General features: G+C 60.5%; 25 protein-coding genes and 1 pseudogene. 15 read left to right on the top strand and 11 right to left on the bottom strand.

The window, feature by feature from the left end:
- The first annotated feature begins 156 nt into the window (after nt 1-156).
- From phaZ to AC3IT9_RS01950, 3 genes are all read left to right on the top strand, one after another.
- A complete protein-coding gene (gene phaZ, locus AC3IT9_RS01960) occupies nt 157-1,011 on the top strand; it encodes a poly(3-hydroxyalkanoate) depolymerase (RefSeq protein ID WP_150726566.1) in 855 nt (284 codons plus the stop codon).
- A 115-nt stretch (nt 1,012-1,126) separates the two neighbouring features.
- On the top strand, nt 1,127-2,809 hold the full coding sequence (phaC, locus tag AC3IT9_RS01955; RefSeq protein ID WP_489271851.1) for a class II poly(R)-hydroxyalkanoic acid synthase: 1,683 nt from the start codon (nt 1,127-1,129) through the stop codon (nt 2,807-2,809).
- A gap of 59 nt (nt 2,810-2,868) precedes the next feature.
- Nucleotides 2,869-3,489 (top strand): TetR/AcrR family transcriptional regulator, encoded by a 621-nt coding sequence (locus AC3IT9_RS01950; RefSeq protein WP_150726564.1) that lies wholly within the window; start codon nt 2,869-2,871, stop codon nt 3,487-3,489.
- Nucleotides 3,490-3,682: 193 nt separating this feature from the next.
- Here AC3IT9_RS01950 and AC3IT9_RS01945 read toward each other — a convergent pair whose 3' ends face one another.
- The 3 genes from AC3IT9_RS01945 to AC3IT9_RS01935 all read right to left on the bottom strand — a co-directional run bounded on the left by AC3IT9_RS01945 (nt 3,683) and on the right by AC3IT9_RS01935 (nt 5,371).
- Nucleotides 3,683-4,504, bottom strand: coding sequence for a phasin family protein (locus AC3IT9_RS01945; protein ID WP_150726563.1), 822 nt, complete (start codon nt 4,502-4,504; stop codon nt 3,683-3,685).
- 10 nt (nt 4,505-4,514) lie between these two features.
- On the bottom strand, nt 4,515-4,937 hold the full coding sequence (locus tag AC3IT9_RS01940) for a phasin family protein (protein ID WP_150726562.1): 423 nt from the start codon (nt 4,935-4,937) through the stop codon (nt 4,515-4,517).
- A 158-nt stretch (nt 4,938-5,095) separates the two neighbouring features.
- Nucleotides 5,096-5,371: a polyhydroxyalkanoic acid system family protein gene (locus tag AC3IT9_RS01935; RefSeq protein ID WP_150756793.1), complete on the bottom strand. Its 276-nt coding sequence runs from the start codon at nt 5,369-5,371 to the stop codon at nt 5,096-5,098.
- A gap of 155 nt (nt 5,372-5,526) precedes the next feature.
- Here AC3IT9_RS01935 and ubiE point away from each other — a divergent pair, with 155 nt between their 5' ends.
- The 12 genes and pseudogenes from ubiE (at nt 5,527) to AC3IT9_RS01875 (ending at nt 14,947) form a co-directional block, all read left to right on the top strand.
- On the top strand, nt 5,527-6,297 hold the full coding sequence (gene ubiE, locus AC3IT9_RS01930; RefSeq protein WP_007975568.1) for a bifunctional demethylmenaquinone methyltransferase/2-methoxy-6-polyprenyl-1,4-benzoquinol methylase UbiE: 771 nt from the start codon (nt 5,527-5,529) through the stop codon (nt 6,295-6,297).
- Nucleotides 6,297-6,920, top strand: coding sequence for a ubiquinone biosynthesis accessory factor UbiJ (locus AC3IT9_RS01925; protein WP_007989283.1), 624 nt, complete (start codon nt 6,297-6,299; stop codon nt 6,918-6,920). Before ubiE ends, AC3IT9_RS01925 begins: the two co-directional genes overlap by 1 nt.
- Nucleotides 6,917-8,521, top strand: coding sequence for a ubiquinone biosynthesis regulatory protein kinase UbiB (ubiB, locus tag AC3IT9_RS01920; protein WP_489271849.1), 1,605 nt, complete (start codon nt 6,917-6,919; stop codon nt 8,519-8,521). The genes AC3IT9_RS01925 and ubiB overlap by 4 nt, the downstream gene beginning before the upstream one ends.
- A gap of 92 nt (nt 8,522-8,613) precedes the next feature.
- Nucleotides 8,614-9,015 carry a phosphoribosyl-AMP cyclohydrolase gene (gene hisI, locus AC3IT9_RS01915; protein WP_007989281.1) on the top strand — a complete coding sequence of 134 codons (402 nt, stop codon included), beginning with the start codon at nt 8,614-8,616 and terminating at the stop codon, nt 9,013-9,015.
- Complete coding sequence (locus tag AC3IT9_RS01910) at nt 9,008-9,340, top strand: phosphoribosyl-ATP diphosphatase (RefSeq protein ID WP_007975564.1); 333 nt, start codon at nt 9,008-9,010, stop codon at nt 9,338-9,340. The genes hisI and AC3IT9_RS01910 overlap by 8 nt, the downstream gene beginning before the upstream one ends.
- Nucleotides 9,341-9,365: 25 nt before the next feature.
- Nucleotides 9,366-9,638 carry a twin-arginine translocase TatA/TatE family subunit gene (locus tag AC3IT9_RS01905; protein WP_150726557.1) on the top strand — a complete coding sequence of 91 codons (273 nt, stop codon included), beginning with the start codon at nt 9,366-9,368 and terminating at the stop codon, nt 9,636-9,638.
- A 10-nt stretch (nt 9,639-9,648) separates the two neighbouring features.
- Nucleotides 9,649-10,101: a Sec-independent protein translocase protein TatB gene (gene tatB / locus AC3IT9_RS01900; protein ID WP_150755665.1), complete on the top strand. Its 453-nt coding sequence runs from the start codon at nt 9,649-9,651 to the stop codon at nt 10,099-10,101.
- Nucleotides 10,098-10,892: a twin-arginine translocase subunit TatC gene (gene tatC / locus AC3IT9_RS01895; RefSeq protein WP_103397258.1), complete on the top strand. Its 795-nt coding sequence runs from the start codon at nt 10,098-10,100 to the stop codon at nt 10,890-10,892. The genes tatB and tatC overlap by 4 nt, the downstream gene beginning before the upstream one ends.
- Complete coding sequence (locus tag AC3IT9_RS01890) at nt 10,889-11,596, top strand: 16S rRNA (uracil(1498)-N(3))-methyltransferase (RefSeq protein WP_489271847.1); 708 nt, start codon at nt 10,889-10,891, stop codon at nt 11,594-11,596. Before tatC ends, AC3IT9_RS01890 begins: the two co-directional genes overlap by 4 nt.
- Nucleotides 11,597-11,732: 136 nt before the next feature.
- Nucleotides 11,733-12,794: pseudogene (locus AC3IT9_RS01885) on the top strand (methyl-accepting chemotaxis protein); the annotation flags it as partial.
- Nucleotides 12,777-13,649, top strand: coding sequence for a methyl-accepting chemotaxis protein (locus AC3IT9_RS01880; RefSeq protein WP_435827128.1), 873 nt, complete (start codon nt 12,777-12,779; stop codon nt 13,647-13,649). The pseudogene AC3IT9_RS01885 and the gene AC3IT9_RS01880, both read left to right, overlap by 18 nt.
- 449 nt (nt 13,650-14,098) lie before the next feature.
- Complete coding sequence (locus AC3IT9_RS01875) at nt 14,099-14,947, top strand: PI-PLC domain-containing protein (protein WP_489271845.1); 849 nt, start codon at nt 14,099-14,101, stop codon at nt 14,945-14,947.
- A 191-nt stretch (nt 14,948-15,138) separates the two neighbouring features.
- Here the strand turns inward: AC3IT9_RS01875 and mdoH are convergent, their stop codons facing one another.
- From mdoH to hutI, 8 genes are all read right to left on the bottom strand, one after another.
- Nucleotides 15,139-17,709 carry a glucans biosynthesis glucosyltransferase MdoH gene (gene mdoH / locus AC3IT9_RS01870; protein WP_489271843.1) on the bottom strand — a complete coding sequence of 857 codons (2,571 nt, stop codon included), beginning with the start codon at nt 17,707-17,709 and terminating at the stop codon, nt 15,139-15,141.
- The gene (locus AC3IT9_RS01865) at nt 17,702-19,516 is read right to left on the bottom strand and encodes a glucan biosynthesis protein G (RefSeq protein WP_489271842.1); all 1,815 of its coding nucleotides are present in this window, start codon (nt 19,514-19,516) and stop codon (nt 17,702-17,704) included. Before AC3IT9_RS01865 ends, mdoH begins: the two co-directional genes overlap by 8 nt.
- Nucleotides 19,517-19,837: 321 nt before the next feature.
- Complete coding sequence (gene dtd / locus AC3IT9_RS01860) at nt 19,838-20,275, bottom strand: D-aminoacyl-tRNA deacylase (protein WP_223446469.1); 438 nt, start codon at nt 20,273-20,275, stop codon at nt 19,838-19,840.
- Entirely contained in the window at nt 20,272-21,243 is a 972-nt protein-coding gene (pip, locus tag AC3IT9_RS01855; RefSeq protein WP_150726550.1) for a prolyl aminopeptidase, read from the bottom strand. Before pip ends, dtd begins: the two co-directional genes overlap by 4 nt.
- A gap of 104 nt (nt 21,244-21,347) precedes the next feature.
- Nucleotides 21,348-22,253 (bottom strand): alpha/beta hydrolase, encoded by a 906-nt coding sequence (locus AC3IT9_RS01850; protein WP_489271840.1) that lies wholly within the window; start codon nt 22,251-22,253, stop codon nt 21,348-21,350.
- 155 nt (nt 22,254-22,408) lie between these two features.
- The gene (locus AC3IT9_RS01845) at nt 22,409-23,365 is read right to left on the bottom strand and encodes a choline ABC transporter substrate-binding protein (RefSeq protein ID WP_489271838.1); all 957 of its coding nucleotides are present in this window, start codon (nt 23,363-23,365) and stop codon (nt 22,409-22,411) included.
- A 266-nt stretch (nt 23,366-23,631) separates the two neighbouring features.
- Nucleotides 23,632-24,435 carry an N-formylglutamate deformylase gene (hutG, locus tag AC3IT9_RS01840; RefSeq protein ID WP_489271836.1) on the bottom strand — a complete coding sequence of 268 codons (804 nt, stop codon included), beginning with the start codon at nt 24,433-24,435 and terminating at the stop codon, nt 23,632-23,634.
- A 10-nt stretch (nt 24,436-24,445) separates the two neighbouring features.
- Nucleotides 24,446-25,651, bottom strand: a complete 1,206-nt coding sequence (gene hutI, locus AC3IT9_RS01835) for an imidazolonepropionase (RefSeq protein ID WP_489271835.1) — start codon at nt 25,649-25,651, stop codon at nt 24,446-24,448.
- Between the last annotated feature and the right edge of the window lie 10 nt (nt 25,652-25,661).

Below are 25,661 nucleotides of genomic sequence, written 5' to 3'. Positions count from 1 at the left end.
CCTCGCCCCTTGTAGGAGCGAGCTCGCTCGCGATGAACGTCAACGATAACGCGTGCTGTCTGGATAAATGCGTTGCCTTTGCGTTTTTCGCGAGCAAGCTCGCTCCTACAGGGGATCGAGGAAGAATTTGAGATAGCGACCCACAGGGCCAGAAGCATGCCGCAACCCTTCATATTCCGTACCGTCGATCTGGATGGCCAGACGCTCCGCACGGCGGTACGCCCCGGCAAGCCTCACTTGACGCCCCTGCTGATTTTCAATGGCATCGGCGCCAACCTGGAGCTGGTGTTTCCGTTCATCGCGGCGCTGGACCCGGACCTGGAAGTCATCGCCTTCGACGTACCCGGCGTCGGCGGTTCGTCGACACCGAACCGGCCGTATCGTTTTCCGAGCCTGGCGAAACTCACGGCGCGGATGCTCGACTATCTCGACTACGGGCAGGTAAACGTCATTGGCGTGTCCTGGGGTGGCGCCCTGGCCCAGCAGTTCGCCTTCGACTATCCGGAGCGCTGCAAGAAACTCGTGCTGGCCGCAACGGCGGCGGGTGCGGTGATGGTGCCGGGCAAACCGAAAGTGCTGTGGATGATGGCCAGCCCGCGACGTTACATCCAGCCGTCCCACGTGATCCGCATTGCGCCGATGATCTACGGTGGGGCGTTCCGTCGCGACCCGACGCTGGCCGCCAGCCATGCGGCCAAGGTGCGTTCAGCGGGCAAGCTCGGTTACTACTGGCAGCTGTTCGCCGGCCTCGGCTGGACCAGCATTCACTGGTTGCACAAGATCCGCCAGCCGACCCTGGTACTGGCCGGCGACGATGACCCACTGATCCCGCTGGTCAACATGCGCTTGCTGGCCTGGCGGATTCCCAACGCCCAGCTGCACATCATCGATGACGGGCATCTGTTCCTGATTACCCGGGCCGAAGCAGTGGCTCCGATCATCATGAAATTCCTGGAAGAGGAGCGCCAGCGCGCGGTGATGCATCCGCGTCCGGCGCCATTGGGCAGCTAAACCGCTGCCTCAGCGGTCGGCAGGACGCCACACCGCGCAACAACCCGTTACAGCGTCTATGGTGTTCTGGTTCGGTGTGTTTGTTTTTAGCCTGAAGACGAAGGAGTGTTGACTCATGCGCGAGAAACCAGCGAGGGATTCCCTACCGACTCCCGCCGCGTTCATCAATGCACAGAGTGCGATTACCGGCCTGCGCGGTCGGGATCTATTGTCGACCCTGCGCAGTGTGGCCGCCCATGGCTTGCGCAATCCGGTACACAGCGCCCGACATGCCCTCAAACTCAGCGGTCAGCTTGGCCGTGTGCTGCTGGGCGAAACCCTGCACCCGACCAATCCGCAAGACGCTCGCTTCACCGATCCGGCGTGGAGCCTCAACCCGTTTTATCGCCGTAGCCTGCAGGCCTATCTGAGCTGGCAGAAACAGGTCAAGAGCTGGATCGACGAGAGCGACATGAGCCCGGACGACCGCGCCCGCGCCCACTTCGCGTTCGCCTTGCTCAACGACGCCGTATCGCCCTCCAACACCCTGCTCAATCCACTGGCGGTCAAGGAGCTCTTCAATTCCGGCGGTAACAGCCTGGTCCGTGGCATCAGTCATTTGGTGGACGATCTGCTGCACAACGATGGCCTGCCCCGGCAAGTCACCAAGCAAGCGTTCGAGGTTGGCAAGACGGTCGCCACCACCACCGGTGCCGTGGTGTTTCGCAACGAGCTGCTGGAGTTGATCCAGTACAAGCCGATGAGCGAAAAGCAGTATTCCAAGCCCCTGCTGGTGGTGCCGCCGCAAATCAACAAGTACTACATTTTCGACCTGAGCCCCCACAACAGCTTCGTCCAGTTCGCCCTGAAAAACGGCCTGCAAACCTTCATGATCAGTTGGCGCAACCCGGATGTGCGTCACCGTGAATGGGGGCTCTCGACCTATGTGGAAGCCGTGGAAGAAGCCATGAATGTCTGCCGGGCGATCACCGGCGCACGCGAGGTCAACCTGATGGGCGCCTGCGCCGGCGGGCTGACCATAGCCGCGCTGCAAGGACACCTGCAGGCCAAGCGGCAGCTGCGCAGGGTGTCCAGCGCGACTTATCTGGTGAGCCTGCTCGACAGTCAGATGGACAGCCCCGCGACGCTGTTCGCCGACGAGCAGACTCTGGAGGCTGCCAAGCGCCGCTCCTATCAGAAAGGTGTACTGGACGGCCGCGACATGGCCAAGGTCTTCGCCTGGATGCGCCCCAACGATTTGATCTGGAGCTACTTCGTCAACAACTACCTGTTGGGCAAGGAGCCACCGGCGTTCGACATTCTCTACTGGAACAACGACAACACACGCCTGCCGGCCGCCCTGCATGGCGACCTGCTGGACTTCTTCAAGCACAACCCGCTGACTCACCCGGGCGGCCTGGAAGTGTGTGGCACACCGATCGATTTGCAGAAGGTCACCGTCGACAGCTTCAGCGTCGCCGGCATCAACGATCACATCACGCCGTGGGACGCGGTGTATCGCTCGACGCTGTTGCTCGGTGGCGAGCGCCGCTTCGTGCTGTCCAACAGCGGTCATGTGCAAAGCATCCTCAACCCGCCGAGCAACCCGAAAGCCAACTACGTCGAGAACGGCAAACTGAGCAGCGACCCCCGAGCCTGGTACTACGACGCCAAGCGTGTCGATGGCAGCTGGTGGACCCAGTGGCTGAGCTGGATTCAGGAACGTTCCGGCGCGCAGAAGGAAACCCACATGGCGCTCGGCAACCAGAACTATCCACCGATGGAGGCAGCACCCGGTACTTACGTGCGCGTGCGCTGACGTTCAACGAGCCACGGCCTCTGCCGGTCGTGGCAAGACTCGATCATTAAGAAGACTGGATGAAAACCCGCGACCGGATCCTCGAATGTGCCCTGCAGTTGTTCAATCAAAAGGGCGAACCGAATGTCTCCACCATGGAAGTTGCCAATGAAATGGGCATCAGCCCGGGCAACCTCTACTACCACTTCCACGGCAAGGAACCGCTGATTCTCGGGCTGTTCGAGCGTTTTCAGGGCGAACTGGCGCCCTTGCTCGATCCGCCGGCCGATGCTGAACTGGCACCCGAAGAATACTGGCTGTTCCTGCACCTGATCGTCGAACGCCTGTCCCATTACCGGTTCCTGTTCCAGGACCTGTCGAACCTCGCCGGGCGCCTGCCGAAACTGGCCAAGGGCATTCGCAACCTGCTCAATGCACTCAAGCGCACACTGGCATCGCTGCTGGCACGATTGCAGGCGCAAGGGCTGCTGGTCAGCGATACCCAGGCACTGGGGCAACTGGTGGAACAGATCACCATGACCCTGCTGTTCTCGCTGGATTACCAGCGGATTCTTGATCGTCAGGGCGAGGTGCGATTGGTGGTCTACCAGATCATGATGCTTGTGGCGCCGCATCTGCTGCCGTCGATGAAGGCTGCGACCGAACAGATGGCGATGGAGTATCTGAAAGACCACGAATAACCCTGAGTACATCTAACCCCTGTGGGAGCGAGCCTGCTCGCGATGGCGGTCCATCATCCAACCTATTTGCTGCCTGACACTCCGTCATCGCGAGCAGGCTCGCTCCCACAGGGGCACTACAGCGTCTACATAATCGCGCACAAACAAAAACGCCCGGCCTTCACAGGCCGGGCGCTTTCTTGAGCCCTGAGAATCAGGACTGACTGGTTGGCGTCGATGGAGCCGGCGCGACAGTCGGGGTGACAGCAGGGGTCGGTGCGGTAGCGGAGTTCGATGCGCTGACCGGAGCTGCCGGCGTTGCCGGTTTGGCAGCTGCCACTGCTGGTTTTGGCGCGGCGGCTTTTGGAGCGGCCGGCTTTTTCACCGCTGGTTTTTTCGCCGCAGCGGGTTTGGCCGCTGCAGTTTTCGCTGCAGGCTTGGCGGCCGGTTTAGCCGCTGGTTTGGCGGCGGCTTTTGCGGCGGCCGGTTTGGCGGCTGCAGTTTTAGCCGCAGGCTTGGCAGCAGGTTTAGCCGCTGCTTTTGCCAGTGGCTTGGCTGCGGTTTTGGCGGCCGGCTTGGCAGCAGGCTTGGCTGCCGCGGTTTTCGCCGCAACAGGCGCAACCTTGGCACCGGTCAGTTTTTCGATTTGCTTGGTCAGGGTATCGACCTTGCTGTGCAGTGCCTTGACTTCGTTGCGGCTCGGTACGCCCAGACGCGAAATGGCGCTGTTCAGACGCTTGTCGAAAGCACCTTCCAGCTCATCCCACTTGCCCAGTGCGCGATCTTTCACGCCGCTGATACGCGACTTGGCCGAAGAAGCGGAGTCCTTGGCGGCGTCAACAGTCTTGCCAACAGCGCTCTTGGTGAGCTTCTCGGCTTTCTCGCCGTCCTTAACCAATGCATCGAAGAGTTTGCTGCCGTCAGTGTCGATCTTCGAGTACACGCCTAAACCAGCCAGCCAGATTTTTCGGGAGTAATCTTCAACCTTCCCGATCCACGAGCTGCCTTCTTTTTCGGTGTTCTTTTTAACAGCCATCCCGTTCTCCTTAAGATTTACGCGCGACACGTTCGAGCAATGCCGTCAGCTCATCGAGCTTAGCAGAGAGTGCCTCAACGTCATGTTTAGACGGAATACCGATACGATTCAAGGCACTTGCGACACGCGTGTCAAACGCCTTCTCGACCTTGTCGAGTTGAACTTCGACGCGGCCTTTGAAAGTACTGACTTCACTCTTGGCTTCATCGATCTCGGCATTGGCCGCTTCAAGTTTCTCAGCAACTACCTTTTTGCCTTTTTTTTCAACAACCTGACCCGCTTTGATCAGCTCTTGAAAGTACTCGCTACCCTCTTGGCCGACCTTGGTGTAGGCACCCAGGCCTGCCAGCCAGATCTTGCGGGCATAGGATTTGACGTCGCTCAGCGTGCCGGTCGACGGGTCGATTTTTTTCTTCAAAATAACTTTGGCCATGGTGCACCTCACGCGCAGAAGGTTTGAGGAACTGCCCGGGTAAGTGTCGGGCTCTGGCACAAAGTAGGGAGAAAAATTAGAAACGGCACCCTAACAAATGACATAAAGCCTTGGTCACACCACAAACCAAAATGTGGGATCTCATTTCAACCAGAAAGTCAGACCAGGACCTTATCCAGCGCCTTTTCGATTTCCGCTTTGATCATGCCGCTCATGGCCGACATCATCAGGCCCAGCTCCACGTCGACCTTGATCGAGTCTTCACTGATATGCACTGCGCCCTTCACACCCGAGCGCTTGAGGTTCAGGGTATCGCCGGACCACTGCGGCTCCAGGCCATACTGGTCGGAAAGTTTCTGCGCCAGCTTGTCGGCCTTTTCGCGAGCCGCTTCCTTACCCAGGCCATGGGCACGTTCAACACTAATACGGGCCATCGAATGACTCCTGCTTTATGGATGCTTTCCCGAGGCATCTTGACCTCTGCTGCGTCAAAACGTCCCGATGGTTGCCCATCTTACCTTCAGCCTTGCCAAGACAAAGCATGCCTTGGGGATTAGAATGTCGCGCATTCTCTTTTGGTGACAGCGATATGACTGATCAGCGCAAAGGCAGCGATGCCGAACCCACCACTCACTTCGGCTTCAAAAACGTTCCGGAAAGCCAGAAAGCGGAAAAAGTCGCTGAGGTTTTCCACTCGGTAGCCGCGAAGTACGACCTGATGAACGACCTCCTGTCGGGCGGCATGCACCGTCTGTGGAAGCGTTTCGCGATCGAACTGTCGGGCGTTCGTGCCGGTAACCGCGTGCTCGACATCGCCGGCGGCACTGGCGATCTGACCCGCAAGTTCTCGCATCTGGTAGGCCCGACCGGCCAGGTGGTGCTCGCCGACATCAACGAATCCATGCTCAAGGTCGGTCGTGACCGCCTGCTGGACCTCGGTGTGGCCGGCAACGTCGAATTCGTCCAGGCCGACGCGGAAAAGCTGCCGTTCCCGGACAACCATTTCGACTGCGTGACCATCGCCTTCGGCCTGCGCAACGTGACCCACAAGGAAGACGCCCTGCGCTCGATGCTGCGCGTGCTCAAGCCTGGCGGCCGTTTGCTGGTGCTGGAATTCTCCAAGCCGACCAACGCACTGATGTCCAAGGCCTACGACGCCTACTCGTTCGCCTTCATGCCGCTGATGGGCAAGCTGATCACCAACGATTCGGAAAGCTATCGCTACCTGGCCGAATCGATCCGCATGCACCCGAACCAGGAAACCCTGAAGTCGATGATGGTCGAGGCCGGTTTCGACCGCGTGACCTATCACAACATGACCGCAGGCATCGTTGCCCTGCACCGCGGCATCAAGCCCTGATGCTGCTCGCCGGCCTGCTCGCCAGCGTTGAACTCGGCCTGAACCGGGTGCTGCGTCTCGACAGCACGGCGCTGCCGCGGCTGGCGCATTTGAGCGGCAGAGTGATTGCCGTCGACTGCCGCAGCCCGGCGCTGCAACTGTTCATCCTGCCCAGCGACGAAGGCCTGATGCTCGCCTCCCAGTGGGAAACCGGCGCCGACTGCACCTTGCGCGCACCGGCCTCGAGCCTGCTGAAACTGGCCATGAGCAAGGACAAGACCTCGGTCCTGCACAGCCCTGAAGTCGAACTCGACGGCGATAGCGGCGTGCTGCTGGAACTGGCGGCGATCCTCCAGGACCTCGAGCTGGACTGGGAGTACGAACTCTCGCGCTGGCTGGGCCCGGTGGCCACGCAACTGGTCGGTGGTCACCTGCGCAGCCGCGCCCGCTGGTATCAGCAAGGCTTCGCCAGCCTGGGCCAGAACCTGGGCGAATACCTGGCCGAAGAATCGCGCACCCTCGTCGGCCAGCGCGAAGCCGAAGCCCGATTCAGTGAACTGGACCAGATCAAGCTCGATCTGGAACGTCTCGAGGCGCGTTTCGAGCGCCTTTCCCGATCCCTCGACCCAAGCGATAACGCATGAAGCTGCTTGCCGTCCGCCGTTTGTTGCGCATCCAGCGCGTCGTGATCCGCTACCGCCTCGATGACCTGCTGTTCGCCCTGCCGCTGCCCTGGTTCCTGCGGGCGCTGCGTTATGCTTTACCGTGGCGCTGGTTCCCGCGCAAGGCCCTGGACCTGAGCCGTGGCGTGCGCTTGCGCCTGGCGTTGCAGGACCTGGGGCCGATCTTCATCAAGTTCGGGCAGATCCTGTCCACCCGTCGCGACCTGCTGCCCGAAGACATCGCCGACGAACTGATGAAGCTGCAGGACCGCGTGCCGCCGTTCGACTCGCAAGTGTCGGTCAAGTTGATCGAAGAACAGCTGGGCAAGAAAATCAGCGACGTGTTCAGCCGTTTCGACGTCGAACCGCTGGCCTCGGCCTCGGTGGCGCAGGTGCACGCCGCGCAACTGAAAACCGGTGAAGAAGTGGTGGTCAAGGTGATCCGCCCGGGCCTAAAACCGGTGATCGCCCAGGACCTGGCGTGGCTGTTCATCCTCGCCCGCGCCGCCGAAAAACTCTCGGCCGATGCGCGCCTGCTGCACCCGGTGGACGTGGTCAGCGATTACGAAAAAACCATCTACGACGAACTCGACCTGCTGCGCGAGGCGGCCAACGCCAGCCAGTTGAAGCGCAACTTCGACGGCTCGCCGTTGTTGTACGTACCGCAAGTCTATTGGGACTGGTGCCGACCGAAAGTGCTGGTGATGGAGCGTATCTACGGCATCCAGGTCACCGATCTGGCGACCCTGGCCGACCAGCGCACCGACATGAAAATGCTCGCCGAACGTGGCGTGGAGATTTTCTTCACCCAGGTGTTCCGCGACAGCTTCTTCCACGCCGACATGCACCCCGGCAACATTTTCGTCAGCACCGTGAACCCGTGGAGCCCGCAATACATTGCGATCGACTGCGGCATCGTCGGCAGCCTGACCCCTGAAGACCAGGATTACCTGGCGCGCAACTTGTTCGCCTTCTTCAAGCGCGATTACCGTCGCGTGGCGCAGTTGCACATCGATTCGGGCTGGGTGCCGGCGGAAACCAAACTCAACGAATTCGAAGCAGCGATCCGTACCGTGTGCGAACCGATCTTCGAAAAACCGTTAAAAGATATTTCCTTCGGTCAGGTGCTGATGCGCCTGTTCCAGACCGCGCGCCGCTTCAACATGGAAGTGCAGCCGCAACTGGTCCTGCTGCAAAAAACCCTGTTGAACATCGAAGGCCTGGGCCGCCAGCTGTACCCGGACCTCGATCTGTGGAACACCGCGCAGCCGTTCCTCGAACGCTGGATGCGCGAGCGGGTCAGCCCCAAAGCCCTGCTCGGCAACGTGCACAGCCAGTTCGAACAGATCCCGCACCTGGCCAACATGGCCCGCGACCTGCTCGAACGCATGTCCCAACCCCACGCCTACGTCCCGCCGCCAGCGTGGCATCGACGCCGTGACGACTGGTTCCTGCGCCTGCTCGGTACGGCCCATCTGGCCGGTGGTGCCGTCCTTGCCGCGGGCGGACCGCTGAATCAGTTGGACTATTGGCCAGCTGGCATCATGATGGCGGTCGGTTTGTATCTGGTCGTGCGCCGATAGCCAGTCGCGCAACACGCTGGCACACTGTTTGGACGCTGCATTGAACGTAGGCCCGCCGATTATTGAAGTGCGGGCCCGTATCGGAGTCGTAGATGAAAAACTGGCTGGACGAGATCAAGTGGGATGCTGACGGCCTGGTGCCGGCCATCGCCCAGGATCACAAGACCGGGCGTGTCCTGATGATGGCCTGGATGAACCGCGAAGCACTGGAACTGACCGCTGCCGAGAACCGCGCCATTTACTGGTCTCGCTCCCGTGGCAAGTTGTGGCGCAAGGGCGAAGAGTCTGGCCATGTGCAAACCCTGCACGAGATGCGCCTGGACTGCGACGCCGATGTCATCATCCTGATGGTCGAGCAGATCGGCGACATCGCCTGTCATACCGGCCGCCAGAGCTGCTTCTACCGCGTCTATGAGAACGGCGACTGGACAACCGTCGACCCGGTCCTGAAAGATCCGCACGCCATCTATTCCGCAGGGCATAAACATGAGTGACACTCTCACCCGCCTCGCCGAGGTACTGGAGGAGCGCAAAGGCGCCGCCGCCGACAGCTCGTACGTCGCCAGCCTGTACCACAAGGGCTTGAACAAGATTCTGGAAAAAGTCGGCGAAGAGTCGGTCGAAACCATCATTGCCGCCAAGGACGCCGCCGTCAGCGGCGACTGCAGCGATGTGATCTACGAAACCGCCGATCTGTGGTTCCACAGCATGGTCATGCTCGCCCAATTGGGGCAGCATCCACAGGCTGTACTCGATGAACTGGACCGTCGTTTCGGTCTCTCCGGACACGCCGAGAAAGCCTCGCGCCCGTCCGCCTGAATAACTATTAGAGAGGAGCAGCAGCATGGGCATTTTTGACTGGAAACACTGGGTCGTCATTCTGGTGGTCGTGGTACTGGTATTCGGCACCAAGAAACTGAAAAACCTCGGCACCGACGTCGGCGAATCGATCAAGGGCTTCAAGAAAGCCATGAACGACGACGAAAAGCCGGCCGACCCGAATGCGACCCCGGCCCAACCGGTTCCTCCGGTTCAGCCACAGGCATCCGTGAACCAGCCGCACACCATCGATGTGCAGGCACAGAAAGTCGAAGAGCCGATCCGCAAAGACGTGTGAGCACTGACTAATGTTTGGTATCAGCTTCTCTGAACTGCTGCTCGTCGGCCTCGTCGCCCTGCTGGTGCTGGGTCCCGAGCGCTTGCCGGGCGCTGCGCGCACCGCTGGCCTGTGGGTCGGGCGCCTGAAGCGCAGCTTCAACGCAATCAAACAGGAAGTTGAACGTGAAATCGGTGCCGACGAGATTCGTCGGCAACTGCACAACGAGCACATCCTGTCGCTTGAGCAGGAGGCGCGGAAGATCTTCACGCCGACCCAGCAGGAGCCGACGCCGGTGGAGCACGTGGGCGCGCAGACGATTCATGCGCCTGCCGCTGCTGTCGACCCGACACCTGCGCCCGTTGTCGCGCCTGTCGAACCTGCGCCCGTTGTTGCAGCCACTCCGGTTGAACCCGTTACACCTGCGGCTGCGCCCGTTGCGCCGGCCCCTCATGACCCAACACTGCCGCCGCGAGCCCCATGAGCGATCTTCCTGAAAACGACCAGCACATGCCGCTGGTTTCGCACCTCACCGAGTTGCGTACCCGTCTGCTGCGCTGCGTAGCGGCGATCTTCATCATCTTTGCCGGGCTGTTCGCCTTCACCCAGCAGATCTACACCTTCGTCTCCACGCCGCTGCGTGCTTACCTGCCCGCCGGCGCGACGATGATTGCCACCGATGTGTCGTCGCCGTTCCTGACGCCACTGAAGCTGACGATGATGGTCTCGCTGTTCCTGGCCATCCCGGTGATCCTGCACCAGATCTGGGGTTTCATCGCTCCGGGCCTGTACAAGCATGAAAAGCGCATCGCCGTGCCCTTGCTGGTCTCCAGCATCTTTCTGTTCTACGCCGGCATGGCGTTCGCCTATTTCCTGGTGTTCCCGCTGATCTTCAAGTTCTTCGCCGCCGCCACCCCGGCCGGCGTGGAAATGATGACCGATATCACCAGCTACCTCGATTTCGTCATGACGCTGTTCTTCGCTTTCGGCGTGGCGTTCGAAATCCCGGTGGCCGTGGTGCTGCTGGTGTGGATCGGCGTGGTCGACGTCAAATATCTGAAGAAAATCCGCCCGTACGTGATCATCGGCTGCTTCGTGGTCGGCATGATCCTGACGCCGCCGGACATCTTCTCGCAGACCCTGCTGGCCGTGCCGATGTGGCTGTTGTTCGAGATCGGCATCCTGTTTGGCAGCCTGATCAGCAAACGTGGCGAGCACCCGGATGATCAGCCGGCTGACGACCATAACGACCAGCCGCCAGCGACCCAAGCGTGAACCTGCTGCTCCTCATCGATGCCGACTTCATTGCGGCCGACCGCGTGGTCCTGCGTGACCGCCGGTTGACCCACATGCAGGAAGTCCACCGCTGTGAAGTCGGTGACAGCATGCGCGTCGGACGGATCGGCGGCTTGATGGGTTCGGCCGAAGTGCTGCGCCTGGACGCCGCCGAAGCGGAATTACGCGTCACCCTCGACCAGCCACCACCAGCCAAGCTGCCATTGACCCTGATATTGGCCCTGCCACGCCCCAAGATGCTGCGTAGGGTGTTCCAGACCGTGGCGGCCATGGGTGTGCCACGGATCGTGCTGGTCAACAGCTATCGCGTCGAGAAGAGCTTCTGGCAGACCCCCTTCCTGGAGCCTGAGGCAATTCGCGAACAGTTGATCCTCGGCCTCGAACAGGCCCGGGACAGCGTGCTGCCGGAAGTCGTCATCGAGAAGCGCTTCAAGCCCTTCGTCGAAGACCGCCTGCCGGCGATTACCGAAGGCACCCTCGGCTTGGTGGGGCATCCGGGCAATTACCCGCCCTGCCCTCGCGCCTTGAGTGAACCCGTGACCCTGGCCATCGGCCCCGAGGGTGGCTGGATTCCCTATGAGATCGACCTGCTGGGCAAGTCCGGCCTGCAACCGGTGCAACTGGGCGAGCGCATCCTGCGCGTCGAAACCGCCGTGACCGCGCTGCTCGCACGACTTTTCTAACCCCGGACACATTCCCACAGGTTCGACTTCTACCCGAGATAGCAATTCGCCCATCCATCGGGCAGCGCCTACAGAACCGCACAGTCCAGCCGATACATCCCCCATAAAACCAAATTGTGGTCCAGGGAGTTTCAGCATGTATCAATGGCTAGCCGAGAATCTGGGAAACGTCAGCGTCAAACGCAAGCTGGGGATCGGCTTCGGTCTGGTGCTGTTACTGACCCTGTTGATCACCTTCACCGGCTGGAGCGGCCTGAGCGGCGTGACCAGCCGTGGCGATAAACTGGGGTTCATCGCCAGTCTCAACGACCTGACCAAAGACCTGCGCATTGCCCGCCTGGATTACGAGATGCGTCGCGGTGAACAGGGTCCCGGCGCCGTCAACGATCTGTTGGGCAAGCTCGAAAGCGGCCTGCAGACTGCCCGTGGCCTGATCGAGCAACCGGCCGATACGGCCATGGTCGATCAACAACTGGCCGCTGTCGCCGAATACCGTCGTGCCTTCAGCGATATGAGCCAGGCCGGCGCCCAGCGTGAAGACGCCCGCAGCAAACTCGGCGCCACCGCCGACAATGCCGTGGCCCGCGTCGCCGACGTGGAAAAATCCATGCTGCAAGGTGACAGCGTGGCGGCGTTCAACAGCGTGATCGACCTGAGCAAACTGATCCAGCAGGCGCGTTTCCAGGTTCGCGGCTACACCTACAGCGGCAAGAGCGAAGCCGAACAGCCAGCCCTCGACGCGATCGACAACGCCCTGAAGAACCTCGAGAGCCTGCCGGCCAAACTGCCTGAAGAACACATCGCCAACCTGCAACAGGCGACTGATTCACTGAAGGCCTACCGTGCCGCCGTCAGCCAGTTCCGCGACTCCCAGGTGGCCAGCGCCAAGGCCCTGGTACGCATGTCTGCCCAAGGCGACATCCTGGTGGACATGAGCCAGAAACTCACCGTCTCGCAAACCGTCGTGCGCGACACCGACGCCGCCCACGCCAAGAACATGCTGACCCTCGCCACCGCTCTGGCCATCGCCTTCGGCTTGCTGGCCGCCTGGGCGATCACCCGGCAGATCATCATTCCGTTGAACCAGACCCTGGTCGTGGCACAGCGCGTCGCCAGTGGCGACCTGACCCACAACCTGACGTCGCAGCGCCGCGACGAACTCGGCCAGTTGCAGCGTGCCATGCAGAGCATGACCCAGGGCTTGCGCGAACTGATCGGCGGCATCAGCGATGGCGTCACGCAGATCGCCAGCGCCGCCGAAGAGTTGTCTGCCGTCACCGAGCAGACCAGCGCCGGAGTCAACAGCCAGAAGGTCGAGACCGATCAGGTCGCCACTGCCATGAACGAAATGGCCGCCACCGTGCAGGAAGTTGCGCGCAACGCCGAAGAAGCCTCCGAAGCCGCCGTCGCCGCCGACCAGCAAGCCCGTGAGGGCGACAAAGTGGTCGGTGAAGCCATCGCCCAGATCGAACGCCTGGCCAAGGAAGTCGGCCACTCCACCGAAGCCATGGGCGAACTCCAGCGCGAAAGCGACAAGATCGGCAGCGTGCTCGACGTCATCAAGTCCGTGGCCCAGCAAACCAACCTGCTGGCGCTCAACGCGGCCATCGAAGCGGCCCGCGCCGGTGAAGCCGGACGTGGTTTTGCCGTGGTCGCCGACGAAGTCCGCAGCCTGGCCCAGCGCACCCAGAAGTCCACCGAAGAGATCGAAGAGCTGATCGTCGGCCTGCAAAACGGCACCCAGCAAGTGGCGACCATCATGGACAACAGCCGCAGCCTGACCGACAGCAGTGTCGAACTGACCCGCCGCGCCGGTGGCTCACTGGAAAGCATTACCCGCACGGTGTCGGCGATTCAGGCGATGAACCAGCAGATTGCTGCGGCGGCCGAACAGCAAAGCGCTGTGGCTGAGGAGATCAACCGTAGTGTGCTGAACGTGCGGGATGTGTCGGATCAAACATCGGCGGCGAGTGAAGAGACGGCGGCGTCCAGCGTTGAGCTGGCGCGGTTGGGGACGCATTTGCAGATGCTGGTAGGGCGGTTCAAAGTTTAAAAAACCTTGCAGCTTCGCCACGTGTCGATATGAGCCGGTCGGCGCTCCCCGCGCCGACCGGTTTTTTATGTTTAGAGCCCGATAAATCAATTTGCCAAACCGCAAGTCAAACTTACCAAACCCATAAAAATAAATACCCATTACTACTAACAGCCCTGACAACTGTACACCCCTCCAAATCAAGACTCCTTATCCTGCCCGCATCATCCGCACAAATGCATCGACTTTAAATTTGAATTTCTAAATTTTCCTTCGCGACCATACTTTTAGCACCACGGAAAAGTCATCTTCTAAAAACCTCAAGAAAAACTAACCACCTCACAACATTTTTATCTGCATGCTAGTTTAACTTCTCAATTAACAACATCGACCGCACTCTTTGCACTGCCTGGCAACTTACTAATTATTCAGCAGCAGATACGGTCGACTTATTTCACAAGGAGTGAAGTATGAACATCTCCCCGATCACCTCCAACAGCATCCCCAACAACGCCTGGATGACATCCATTTACGAAAAAATCAAAAACATGCGGGTTCATCAACTCGCATTACCCTCTGCGCATAATTCCGGCATGGACCGCGGGTCGGTGGATCCCATTGGCGGACATTGGGCGGCCTGCCAGGATAATATTTTTCTGACTCAACTCAATCAGGGCGCCCGCGTTCTGGATTTACGCATTGTCGACAATAGTTACAAAAAGGATACTGGCGGAGGCAAAATGCCGAGCTACAAATTCACCGAATTATTTCAATGCAATCATGTACTCGACGGCAGAAATATCGACCCATGCATTTCAGCCGTCCGCTCTTTCGCAGAAAATAATTACGGTGAACTGGTAATACTGGACATCCACAGTTTCGACACAGGCAGAAATCTGAAAAACAGCCTGGAGCGCTTCAAAAAAAAGTTAAGCCAACTCAATCACCTGCTTATTCCTCCGGCCGCCCGTCAACTTACCCTGGCCGAAATCAAACGGAATTATCCCAATAATAACGTGATCATTTGTTGGAATGGCGGAGCGTACTGGGACAACATCAGGCATTTGTGGACCGGCAAAAACCTCACGTCCAGGGCAGACCTCGAAAGCTTTATTGTGAACACAGCCAGGAAAGAGGTCTCGACCTCAGCCATGACATCCCTGTCGGCTACCGTTTACGACCCCATCGGAGGGCCCGTACGTCTCCCGCGTAATACCACGGTGTGGGCAGAGGTGTTCAACCCCAGCATCAGGTGTTCAACATCATCAACGCCGACTTCTTTCAGGATACGGGCATTGTTGAGCAATGCATTGCGTTGAATCTGGCCAGGTCTGGCCAGTAAGCGGCGGGCACACCGCTGCGGCATTCTTTGGCTTGAGGAATACAAAGCAAAAGATCGCAGCCTTCGACCGCTCCTGCAGAGTTTGCGTACACCTGCAGGAGCGACCGAAGACTGCGATCTTTCTTGATCAACATCCCCGCTCCAGAGTCGGAGCGGGGGGGGCTTTCATCAGGCCGGCTGGGCCTGCACGCCCAATGGCTTGAGCGGCAGCAACGGTGCATGGGGATCGGCCTTCACCGACTTGCGCCAGGCACCCAGCCACTCGGCGTGACCTTCGCTCCAGACCTGCTCATGCAAGCGGGCCAGGGCCACCGGATCGCTCAGCAGTTGCACACGCTCGTTATTGGTCAGGCCTTCAGGCCCGACTTTCATCGCGTGCCGCACCCGCTCGATCCGCAACCATTCAATCGGCTCAGCCTGATTGTGCCGCGAGGTCGCCAGCGAGCACGCCAGGGCGTTCTGCTGTGGATCGACCACCGAACGGACGAAGCCGTCGTTCAGCGCATGCCAGCGGTTTTCGTGGGTGTACTGGTCGGTGGCCAGCAAGGCCTGCGGCGGATTGTATTCCTCAGGGATCAGGAACAGGCTCTCGTCACGGGACTTCAGACCCAGGCCGACACGGCTGGAAATCACCGACACCGGGATCGACAGCATCAACGAACCGACGATCGGCACCAGCCACCACAGGAAGCTCGGGTTCAGCCAGATCACCAGCAGTGCCCAGAAGAAACCCAGCAGCGTTTGCGGGCCGTGGCGCTTGACCGCTTCGCTCCATGGCGTGGAGTCGTCGTCACGTTGTGGCGAGTTCCAGGTCGCAGCCCAGCCGAGGAACGCGGCGAGGACGAAACGGGTGTGGAAGATCATCCGCACAGGCGCCAGCAGCATGGAGAACAGCATCTCCAGCAGCATCGACAGGGTCACCTTGAACTTGCCGCCGAACTCTTTCGCACCCTTGGCCCAGATCAGGATGATGCTCAACAGTTTCGGCAGGAACAGCAGCACGATGGTGGTCGAGAACAGCGCAATCGCCTTGTCCGGGTGCCATTGCGGCCACAGCGGATAGAGCTGGCGCGGTTCGAGGAAGTACTGCGGCTCCATCAGCGTGTTGACCGCCAGCAGCGCGGTCGACAGCACCAGGAAGAAGAACCACAACGGCGCCGACAGGTAGGACATCACGCCGGTCAGGAACACCGCGCGGTGCACCGGGTGCATGCCCTTGACCAGGAACAGGCGGAAGTTCATCAGGTTACCGTGGCACCAACGACGGTCACGCTTGAGTTCGTCCAGCAGGTTTGGCGGCAGTTCTTCATAGCTGCCCGGCAAGTCATAGGCAATCCACACACCCCAGCCGGCACGGCGCATCAACGCGGCTTCAACGAAGTCGTGGGACAGGATCGAGCCGGAGAACGCGCCTTTACCCGGCAACGGCGCCAGGGCGCAGTGGTCGATGAACGGCTTCATGCGGATGATCGCGTTGTGGCCCCAGTAGTGCGATTCGCCCAGTTGCCAGAAGTGCAGGCCGGCGGTGAACAGCGGGCCATACACGCGAGTGGCGAACTGCTGCATGCGCGCATACAGGGTGTCCATGCCCGACGCCCGTGGCGCGGTCTGGATGATCCCGGCATCCGGCGTGGCTTCCATCAGGCGCACCAGACTGGTCAGGCACTCGCCGCTCATCACGGAGTCGGCGTCGAGTACGACCATGTACTTGTAGTCACCACCCCAGCGACGGCAGAAGTCGTCGAGGTTGCCGCTTTTACGTTTTACGCGACGACGGCGGCGGCGATAGAAGATCTTGCCGAAACCCCCGGCTTCACGGCAGACGTCCAGCCAGGCCTGTTGCTCGGCGACACAGATATCGGCGTCGTTACTGTCACTGAGGACGAAGAAGTCGAAGCGGTCCAGGTCACCCGTGGCCGCCACCGACTCGAAAGTCGCCCGCAAGCCGGCGAATACCCGTGGCACGTCTTCGTTGCAGATCGGCATCACCAGGGCGGTGCGCGCATCCTTCGGAATCGGCTCGTTGCCGGCACTTTTACCGGAGATACGGTATTTATCGTGGCCGGTCAGCAATTCGAGGAAGCCCATCAGCGCGGTCCAGAAACCGGCTGATACCCAGCAGAACAGAATCCCGAACAGGATCAGGATGCTGGTCTGCAAGGCGTACGGCAGCACTTGCGTGGCGGTTTGCAGCAGCGGTTGGTGCAGCACTTCGTTGAGGTCGACGAACGACCAGCCCTGGTACGGCATGATGCCTTTCATGTACCAGCCGGCGACGATGGTCTGGCCAAGCATCAGCAGCAACAGAATGTAGCGACGGATCGAACCCACGGTACGCCAGCGCGCGGCCGGCAGCACACGTTCGTCCTTCGGCGGCTTCGGCGGGTTGGTACGACCGGTCATCCGGCGCCAGCCACGCACCAGAATGTTGGTGCGCCACGGCTCCGGCACAACCTTGGTCCGCCGGATCGGCGGAGTCGCCTTGAGGCAGACCCGGCCGTTGGCGTCGAGCACCAGCATTTCCGCGTCCTGCAGCTCTTCGGCAGTGCTCAGCGTCAGGCGTTTGCCCACCGAAGCCTGGGCGGCTTCGGTCGGGGCGTCGAACGTCGACGATGACAGGCGTTCATGCAATTCGCTGAAAGACTGGCAGCCCGCGAGTTCCGCGCGCTGCTGGTCGGTCATCGGCAGATGCGCCAGATACTCGGAAAGAGTTTCTGGCCGTACTTGTGAGTTACTCATCGGCAGGCAACTGATAGCTCCAGGTCTCGGTCAGGACTTCTTCAGTCGGGGCCGATTCCGGTGTGGCTGGGGCCGCGTCGGCAGCGGCAGGCTGCTTGGCGTCTTGATTGGCCTTGTCCTTGGCATCTGCTACAGGATTCGCTTCGGCCTGCTTGGCCCCCGCTTGCCTGGCTTCCTTGTCCGCTTTCTCTTGTTGCTTGGCGGCAACCTTGTCGGCCTTGGCAACCGACGAGTTCGACGACGGAATCGAAGTCTTTGACAGATCCGCCGGCACGATGTTCTGCACCAGCGCGGCACGCATCTCGGTGGACTTGCTCGGATCCTTGATCTTCATCCGCAGGGTCAGGCGCCAGCCCTTGGTTTCAGGGTTGTAGCGCACGCTGTTTTCCACCAGCTCGGCGTTGTCGCCGACGCTGACCTGGCTGCGAACTTCCGTATCGGCCGGCAATGCCGCCAGGGACGGGCCTTCGAAGTCCACCAGGTAGGCAACGCTGCCGTCCGGCTGACGAATCAGGTTGGACTGTTTGACGTCACCAGTGGAACGCAGGGTCTGTTTGACCCAGGCGCTGTCCGGCGCGTGAATCGAGGCTTCATCCATGGTCCAGTGCATACGATAAGCGACATCGAGCGGCTGGCCAGGTTCCGGCAATTTCTCCGGGTTCCAGAAGGCAACGATGTTGTCGTTGGTTTCGTCGGCGGTCGGAATTTCGACCAGGTCGACTGTTCCCTTGCCCCAGTCACCCTTCGGTTCGATCCAGGCGCTTGGGCGCTTGTCGTACCGGTCGTCGAGGTCTTCGTAGTGGCTGAAGTCGCGGCCACGTTGCAGCAGACCGAAGCCGCGCGGGTTTTCCACGCTGAAGTTGCTCACGGCCAGGTGTTTCGGGTTGTTCAGCGGACGCCAGATCCACTCGCCGTTGCCGGCATGGATCGCCAGACCGCTGGAGTCGTGCAGCTCGCGACGGTAGTTCAGTACTTTCGACGGCTGGTTGGCGCCGAACAGGAACATGCTGGTCAACGGAGCGATGCCCAGTTTGCCGACCTTGTCACGCAGGAACATCTGCGCCTTGACGTCGACGATGGTGTCGCTGCCCGGACGCAGGGTCAGGCGGTAGGCGCCGGTGGCACGCGGAGAGTCCAGCAGGGCGAAGATCACCAGGTGCTTGTCGCCTGGCTTGGGCTGCTGAATCCAGAACTCGCGGAAACGCGGGAATTCTTCGCCAGACGGCAAGGCGGTATCAAGCGCCATGCCGCGAGCGGACAAACCATAGACGTGACCCTTGCCGACGACGCGGAAGTAGCTCGCGCCGAGCATGGTCATGATTTCGTCTTGCTTGTCGGCCTTGTTGATCGGGTACAGCACACGGAAACCGGCATAACCCAGTTGTTCAGTGGCCTTGGGATCGAACTGCATGTCGCCGAAATCGAAACGACTCGGGTCGTACTTGATCTCGTCGACGGTGTTCGCGGTGATTTCGTTGATTTTCACCGGCGTATCGAAATGCATGCCCTGGTGATAGAAGGACAGCTTGAACGGCGTCTTCTGATCGGCCCACTCGGCTTTTTCCGTCAGAAAACGAATTTTCTGATAGTCCGCGAATTTCATGTCGCGGAACTCGTTCGGCAGGTTACTGCGCGGCGCTTCGTATTTCTGCGCGGCCAGCTCTTTTGCCTTGGCCGATACATCATCCAGACTGAATGCCCAAAGCTGACCGGCGCTGAGCAGGCAGAGCAGTGCAGAACCCGCTACCAGGGCGCTGCGTAACCGTTTGGCAGACAATTTTGGTGCGTTACAGGGACTAACAATCACGAGCAACCCTCGCCGAAAACAGATCAAAAAACCAACGGCCAGTTAAAGGGCCTGCACGGTGTACGGTATGAAAAAACCGCCCTTGCAAACCACTCTTGCCAAGTTGGCGAGCATTGTTCCGACTCCGCTGGGGCGAAATGATTCCCCAATCGGATCCGGACAAGTCTCTACCTAAGTCAAAATGGACCAACGAACGCTGATCCCCGTAGCGCGGGATTATCTAGTAGGCCGCGTTACAACGCATCAGGGGTAACAAAGTATTTATCGCGAAAAAGCCCTGTTTTCAGTCGAAATGAACGTAAAAACTTGTTTCAAACGCTTTCAGGTCTGTAACAGGAAGGTTACCGGGCCATCATTGACCAGGTGCACCTGCATATCCGCGCCGAATCTACCTGACGCCACAGTGCCATGCACCTGTTTCGCTTTGTTCAATAGATAGTCGAACAGTTCCTCGCCCAGCGCCGGAGGGGCCGCGGTCGAGAAACCCGGACGCAGCCCGCTTTTGGTATCGGCAGCCAGAGTGAACTGAGAGACCAGCAGCAGCCCGCCACCCACATCCGCCAGGGACAGATTCATCTTGCCCTCAGCGTCACTGAATACCCGATAGTTAAGCAGTTTATTAAGAAGTTTGTCGGCGCTGGCCCGCGTATCGTCGGGCTCGACGGCTACCAGGACCAGCAATCCCTGATCGACGGCACCCACGATCTCGCCCGCGACCTCGACTCGTGCGCCGCGCACCCGTTGCAGCAGGCCCTTCATGCTTCTTCAGGCGGCAGGTCGAGCAAACGCCGGGCCATCTGATTGGCGGCGCGTACCAGCGCGTCGGTGATGCCAGGCTCGGAAGCGGCATGACCGGCATCGCGGATGACCTGCAGTTCGCTGTTCGGCCAGGCCTGATGCAATTCCCAGGCGTTATCCAGCGGGCAGATCACGTCATATCGACCATGGATGATCACGCCAGGCAAATGGGCGATCTTGCCCATGTCGCGGATCAACTGGTTCTGCTCCAGGAAGGCGTGGTTGCTGAAGTAATGGCATTCGATGCGGGCAATCGACAACGCACGTTGTGGCTCGGAGAAACGGTCGACCACCAGCGGGTTGGGACGCAGGGTCGCGGTGCGGCCCTCCCAGGTGGACCAGGCCTTGGCCGCGTGCATCTGGGCGATCTGGTCGTTGCCGACCAGGCGCTTGTGGAACGCGGTGAGCAAGTCGTCGCGCTCGTCCAGCGGGATCGGCGCGATGTAGTCCTGCCAGTAATCGGGGAACAGGCGGCTGGCGCCGGCCTGGTAGAACCATTCGATTTCCTGCGGACGGCAGAGAAAGATCCCGCGCAGGATCAGGCCGTGTACCCGCTCAGGATGGGTTTGCGCGTAGGCCAGCGCGAGGGTCGAACCCCAGGAGCCGCCAAACAGCACCCATTTGTCGATGCCCAAGTGCTGTCGAATCCGCTCCAGGTCGGCGACCAGATCCCAGGTGGTGTTGTTTTCCAGGCTGGCATGGGGCGTGGAGCGACCGCAGCCGCGCTGATCGAAAGTGACAATGCGGTAGAGGTTGGGATCGAAGAAGCAACGACTCTGGGCATCACATCCGGCACCGGGGCCGCCGTGGATGAACACCACCGGCAAACCTTCCGGTGAACCGCTTTCGTCGACATACAACGTGTGGGTTTCGTCGACGGCCAGATCGTGCCGGGCGTGGGGTTTGATCTGCGGGTACAAAGTCTGCATTGCGCACTCCGTAAGGGGTCGAGGTCATCCCTGGGGGGACTTCTATTATTCTGCCGTCCGGCATCATAAACCCGAATTACGTCAATGAGCATGCCCGTGCAGAGTCAGAGTTTTGCCGACAGATATCCGAACAAGGTTTCGTACAGCGCATCGACCTCGGCTGCCTGCCCTCGGGCCCGCAAACAGCCATGGACCAAGCCCTCGCCGACATACAGCGTGGCAACCACGCCCGAGGCATTGAGTCGCTCGGCATACAGCACGCCGTCATCACGCAACGGGTCGAATTGCGCCACGGCGATCAATGCCGGTGGCAGTCCGCTGAAATCCGTGGCGAGCAATGGCATGGCGTAGGCGTTCGGATGACGGGTGCCTTGCAGGTAAAGCGCGTGATAGCAATCGACGTCACTGCTGCTGAGTAACGGCGCGTCGATGCACTCGCTGCGCGACGGCAGCCGGTGATCGCCACCCAACCCCGGATAGATCAGCACCTGCGCGCACGGCAGCGGCTCGCCGGCATCGCGCAACGCCAGGCACAACGCCGCCGCGAGGTTGCCACCGGCACTGTCGCCGGCGACCAGCGTACGCGCAGGATCGAGTTGAAACGGCCCGGTGCGCAGTGCTCGCCAGACCTTCAGGCAATCATCGAACGCGGCGGGAAACGGATGCTCCGGTGCCCGGCGGTAATCGACGGCGATCACCCGTACACCGAGTGTCGATGCCCATTCGGCGCAGATGAAATCGTGGGAATCCAGGTCCCCCACCACCCAGCCGCCGCCATGCAGATAAACGATACACGACGCACCGCTGACCGGTGGCTGATAGGAACGAACAGCAACACCGGCCAACTCGAAATCGACCACATGCAACCCGGCGGGGCGTGCCGGGGTAAACGCCCGGCACATATCGCTGTAGGCCTGGCGCAACCCGGTGATACTGCTGTCGGCGCTGTTGAAACTCAGGGTTTTGTCGACGAATGCCGTCATTTGCCTGGAAAGCGGGTAAGGAGCCATGAGCCTGGTGCTCGTTCAGGGAAATGTGTGGGACCCCACCCTGTGGGAGCGAGCCTGCTCGCGAAGAGGCCGGCACATCCAACATCAATGTTGACTGTCAAACCGCCTTCGCGAGCAGGCTCGCTCCCACAGGTCTTGCACAGATCAGACGAGGGTCAATTCTTCAGGCTGGCCTGAACCGTGACCACGCCATCCTTGCCATCGAAACTGCTGACACCGGCCAACCAGCGCTGCAAGTCTTCTGGATGGTCACGCAGCCATTTTTTCGCGACATCCTGAGCCGTTTGGCGCTCCATGATCGGCACCATCAACTGGCTTTCCTGGGCGGCGGTGAACGTCAGGTTTTCCAGCAGCCGATTGACGTTCGGGCAGCGCTGGGCGTAATCCGGCGCAGTCACGGTTGAGACCGTCGCGGCGCCTTCATTCGGCCCGTAGACGTCTTCGCTGCCGGTCAGGTAGTCGATCTTCATGTTGATGTTCATCGGGTGCGGGGTCCAGCCGACGAACACCACGAACTCCTTGCGGTTCACTGCCCGCTGCACGGCCGCGAGCATGCCGGCTTCACCGGACTCGATCAGTTTGAAGTCCTTGAGGCCGAAGTGATTGGTTTCGATCATGGTCTTGATCGTGGTGTTGGCGCCACTGCCCGGCTCGATGCCGTAGATCTTGCCGCCGAGCTGATCCTTGAATTTGGCGATGTCGGAGAAGGTTTTCAGGCCGGCCGCTGCCACATAGTCAGGGACCGCGAGCGTGGCTTGGGCATCGGCCAGGCTCGGTTTGTCCATGACCTTGACCTGATTGGCAGCCACGAAGGGTGCGATGTTTTTATCCATCGCCGGTTTCCAGTAACCAAGGAAGATGTCCAGTCGCTTGTCGCGGATGCCGGCGAAGATGATTTGCTGCACGGCGCTGGTTTGCTTGCTTTCGTAGCCCAGACCGTTGAGCAGCACATCGGCCATGCCACTGGTGGCGATCACGTCGGTCCAGTTGACCACGCCCATGCGCACGGTTTTGCAGGAGCCGTCGTCCGCGGCCATGGCGCCGGCGCTCAACAGAGCGGTACCGCAGAAGATTGAGAGACAGCGGGTGAACAGACCTTTGGGGCTTGTCATGGATAGCATTCTCGTGCGGCAGCGGATTATTGTCGGGGCGGTGTCTTTGTGCACCGTGGCCAGAACATTACGCAGCAGACGAGTGGTGAAAGCGAACTGTGGCGACCGTGTTTTGCACGGTGGCGACTGTCATGTGCAGATGTTGAGGCATATGAAAACCTGTGGGAGCGAGCTTGCTCGCGATGAGGCCATAACATCCGACATTAATGTTGCCTGACAGTACGCCATCGCGAGCAAGCTCGCTCCCACAGGGTTTTGCGACAGTATTAACGGTTGTAGTGCTTCTCGCCCCAAGCCAACAACCCTTGCAGCAACTCCTTGAGCACCACCCGCGTCGGCTCCGCCAGGCCCGGGCGATAACGGAACGGCTCGAATTCTTCCATGTAGGTGCACTGCCCCAGTTCCAGTTGCACCGCATGGATGTTCTCGGCCGGATTGCCGTAATGGCGGGTGATGTGCCCGCCCTTGAAGCGCCCGTTGAGTACGTGGGTGTAATTGTCGTGAAGCGCGCAGATCGCTTCCAGTCGGGTCGCAAGCTGTGGGTCGCAACTGGCGCCGTTGAAGGTGCCGAGGTTGAAGTCCGGCAACTTGCCGTCGAACAGGTGCGGGATGATCGAGCGGATCGAGTGCGCATCGAACAACAGCGCGTAGCCGAACTCGGCTTTCAAACGCGCCAGTTCCTGCTGCAAGGTGTTGTGATACGGCGTCCAAATCTGCTCCAGATAGGTCGCACGTTCTTCTTTCGACGGCTCCAGCCCTTCACGGAACAACGGAATGCCATCGAACAGTGTCGCCGGGTACAGACCGGTGGTCGCGCCCACGTACAAAGGCTTGTCGTCGGACGGCCGGTTCAGGTCGATGACGAACCGCGAGTACTCGGCAGCCAAGGTGCTGGCGCCCAGTTCGGCGGCGAAGTCGTACAGCTGCGGGATGTGCCAGTCGGTGTCCGGCAGGCTTTTCGCGTCAGGGATCAACCCGGCTTCGACTGCCGGGGTCAGGCGCACACCGGCGTGGGGCATGCTGATCAGCAGCGGTACGCGGCCTTGTTTGAAGTTCAGAACCTTATCCACAACAGATCTCCTACAGACTTGATTCGACGCCGTGGCGCACGACGCGTTTTTCCAGGTCGCCGCCCAGCCAGTAACACAGGTCGGCCGGACGATCGATTTGCCAGGCGACGAAATCCGCAACCTTGCCGACCTCCAGTGAGCCATGGGTGTCGGCCATGCCCAGCGCGGTGGCGGCATGAATCGTCGCGCCGGCCAGGGCTTCTTCCGGGGTCATGCGGAAACAGGTGCAAGCCATGTTCAGCATCAGGCGCAATGACAGTGCCGGCGAGGTGCCCGGGTTGAGGTCGCTGGCGATGGCGATTTTCACGCCGTGTTTGCGCAAGGCGTCCATCGGCGGCAATTGGGTTTCGCGCAGGAAGTAAAAGGCGCCGGGCAACAGCACCGCAACCGTGCCGGACTTGGCCATGGCAATGGCGTCATCCTCGGTCATGAACTCCAGGTGATCGGCGGACAACGCGTGATAACGCGCCGCCAGGCTCGATCCATGCAACGACGACAACTGCTCGGCGTGCAGCTTCACTGGCAGGCCCAGTTCCTGGGCGGTTATGAACACCCGCTCGACCTGCGCCGGGGAGAACGCCAGGTACTCGCAGAACGCGTCCACCGCGTCCACCAATCCCTCGGCAGCCAGGGCCGGGAGCATGTCGGCGCAGATGTGATCGATGTAGTCGTCGGCGCGATCGACGTATTCCGGTGGCAGGGCGTGAGCCGCCAGGCAGGTGCTGCGCACGCTGACCGGCAGTTCGGCGCCGAGGCGACGGGCCACGCGCAGCATCTTGCGCTCGTTGGCCAGGTCCAGGCCGTAGCCGGACTTGATTTCGACGCTGGTGACGCCATCACGCATCAGGCTTTTCAGGCGTTTGGCGGCACTGGCGAACAACTCGTCTTCGCTGGCGGCACGGGTGGCGCGCACAGTGCTGGCGATGCCGCCACCGCTGGCGGCGATTTGCGCGTAGCTGACGCCTTGCAGGCGCTGTTCGAACTCACCGCTGCGGTTACCGCCGAACACCGTGTGGGTGTGGCAGTCGATCAGGCCCGGCGTGACCCAGGCCCCGTTCAAATCATTGACGGCCGGGTACTCGCCCGCCGGCAACTCACCGCGCGGGCCGATCCACTCAATGTGCGCTCCTGACGTCACGATGGCCGCGTCCTCGATGATCGAGTAGACGCCTTGTGCCATGGTTGCGACGTGACAGTGTTGCCAGAGCGTTTTCATCCTTGGCCTC

This window comes from Pseudomonas sp. KH_046_1 (assembly GCF_057839025.1).
The sequence above is the reverse complement of the archived record's forward strand: the minus strand, read 5'-3'. Positions and strand labels throughout refer to the sequence as shown.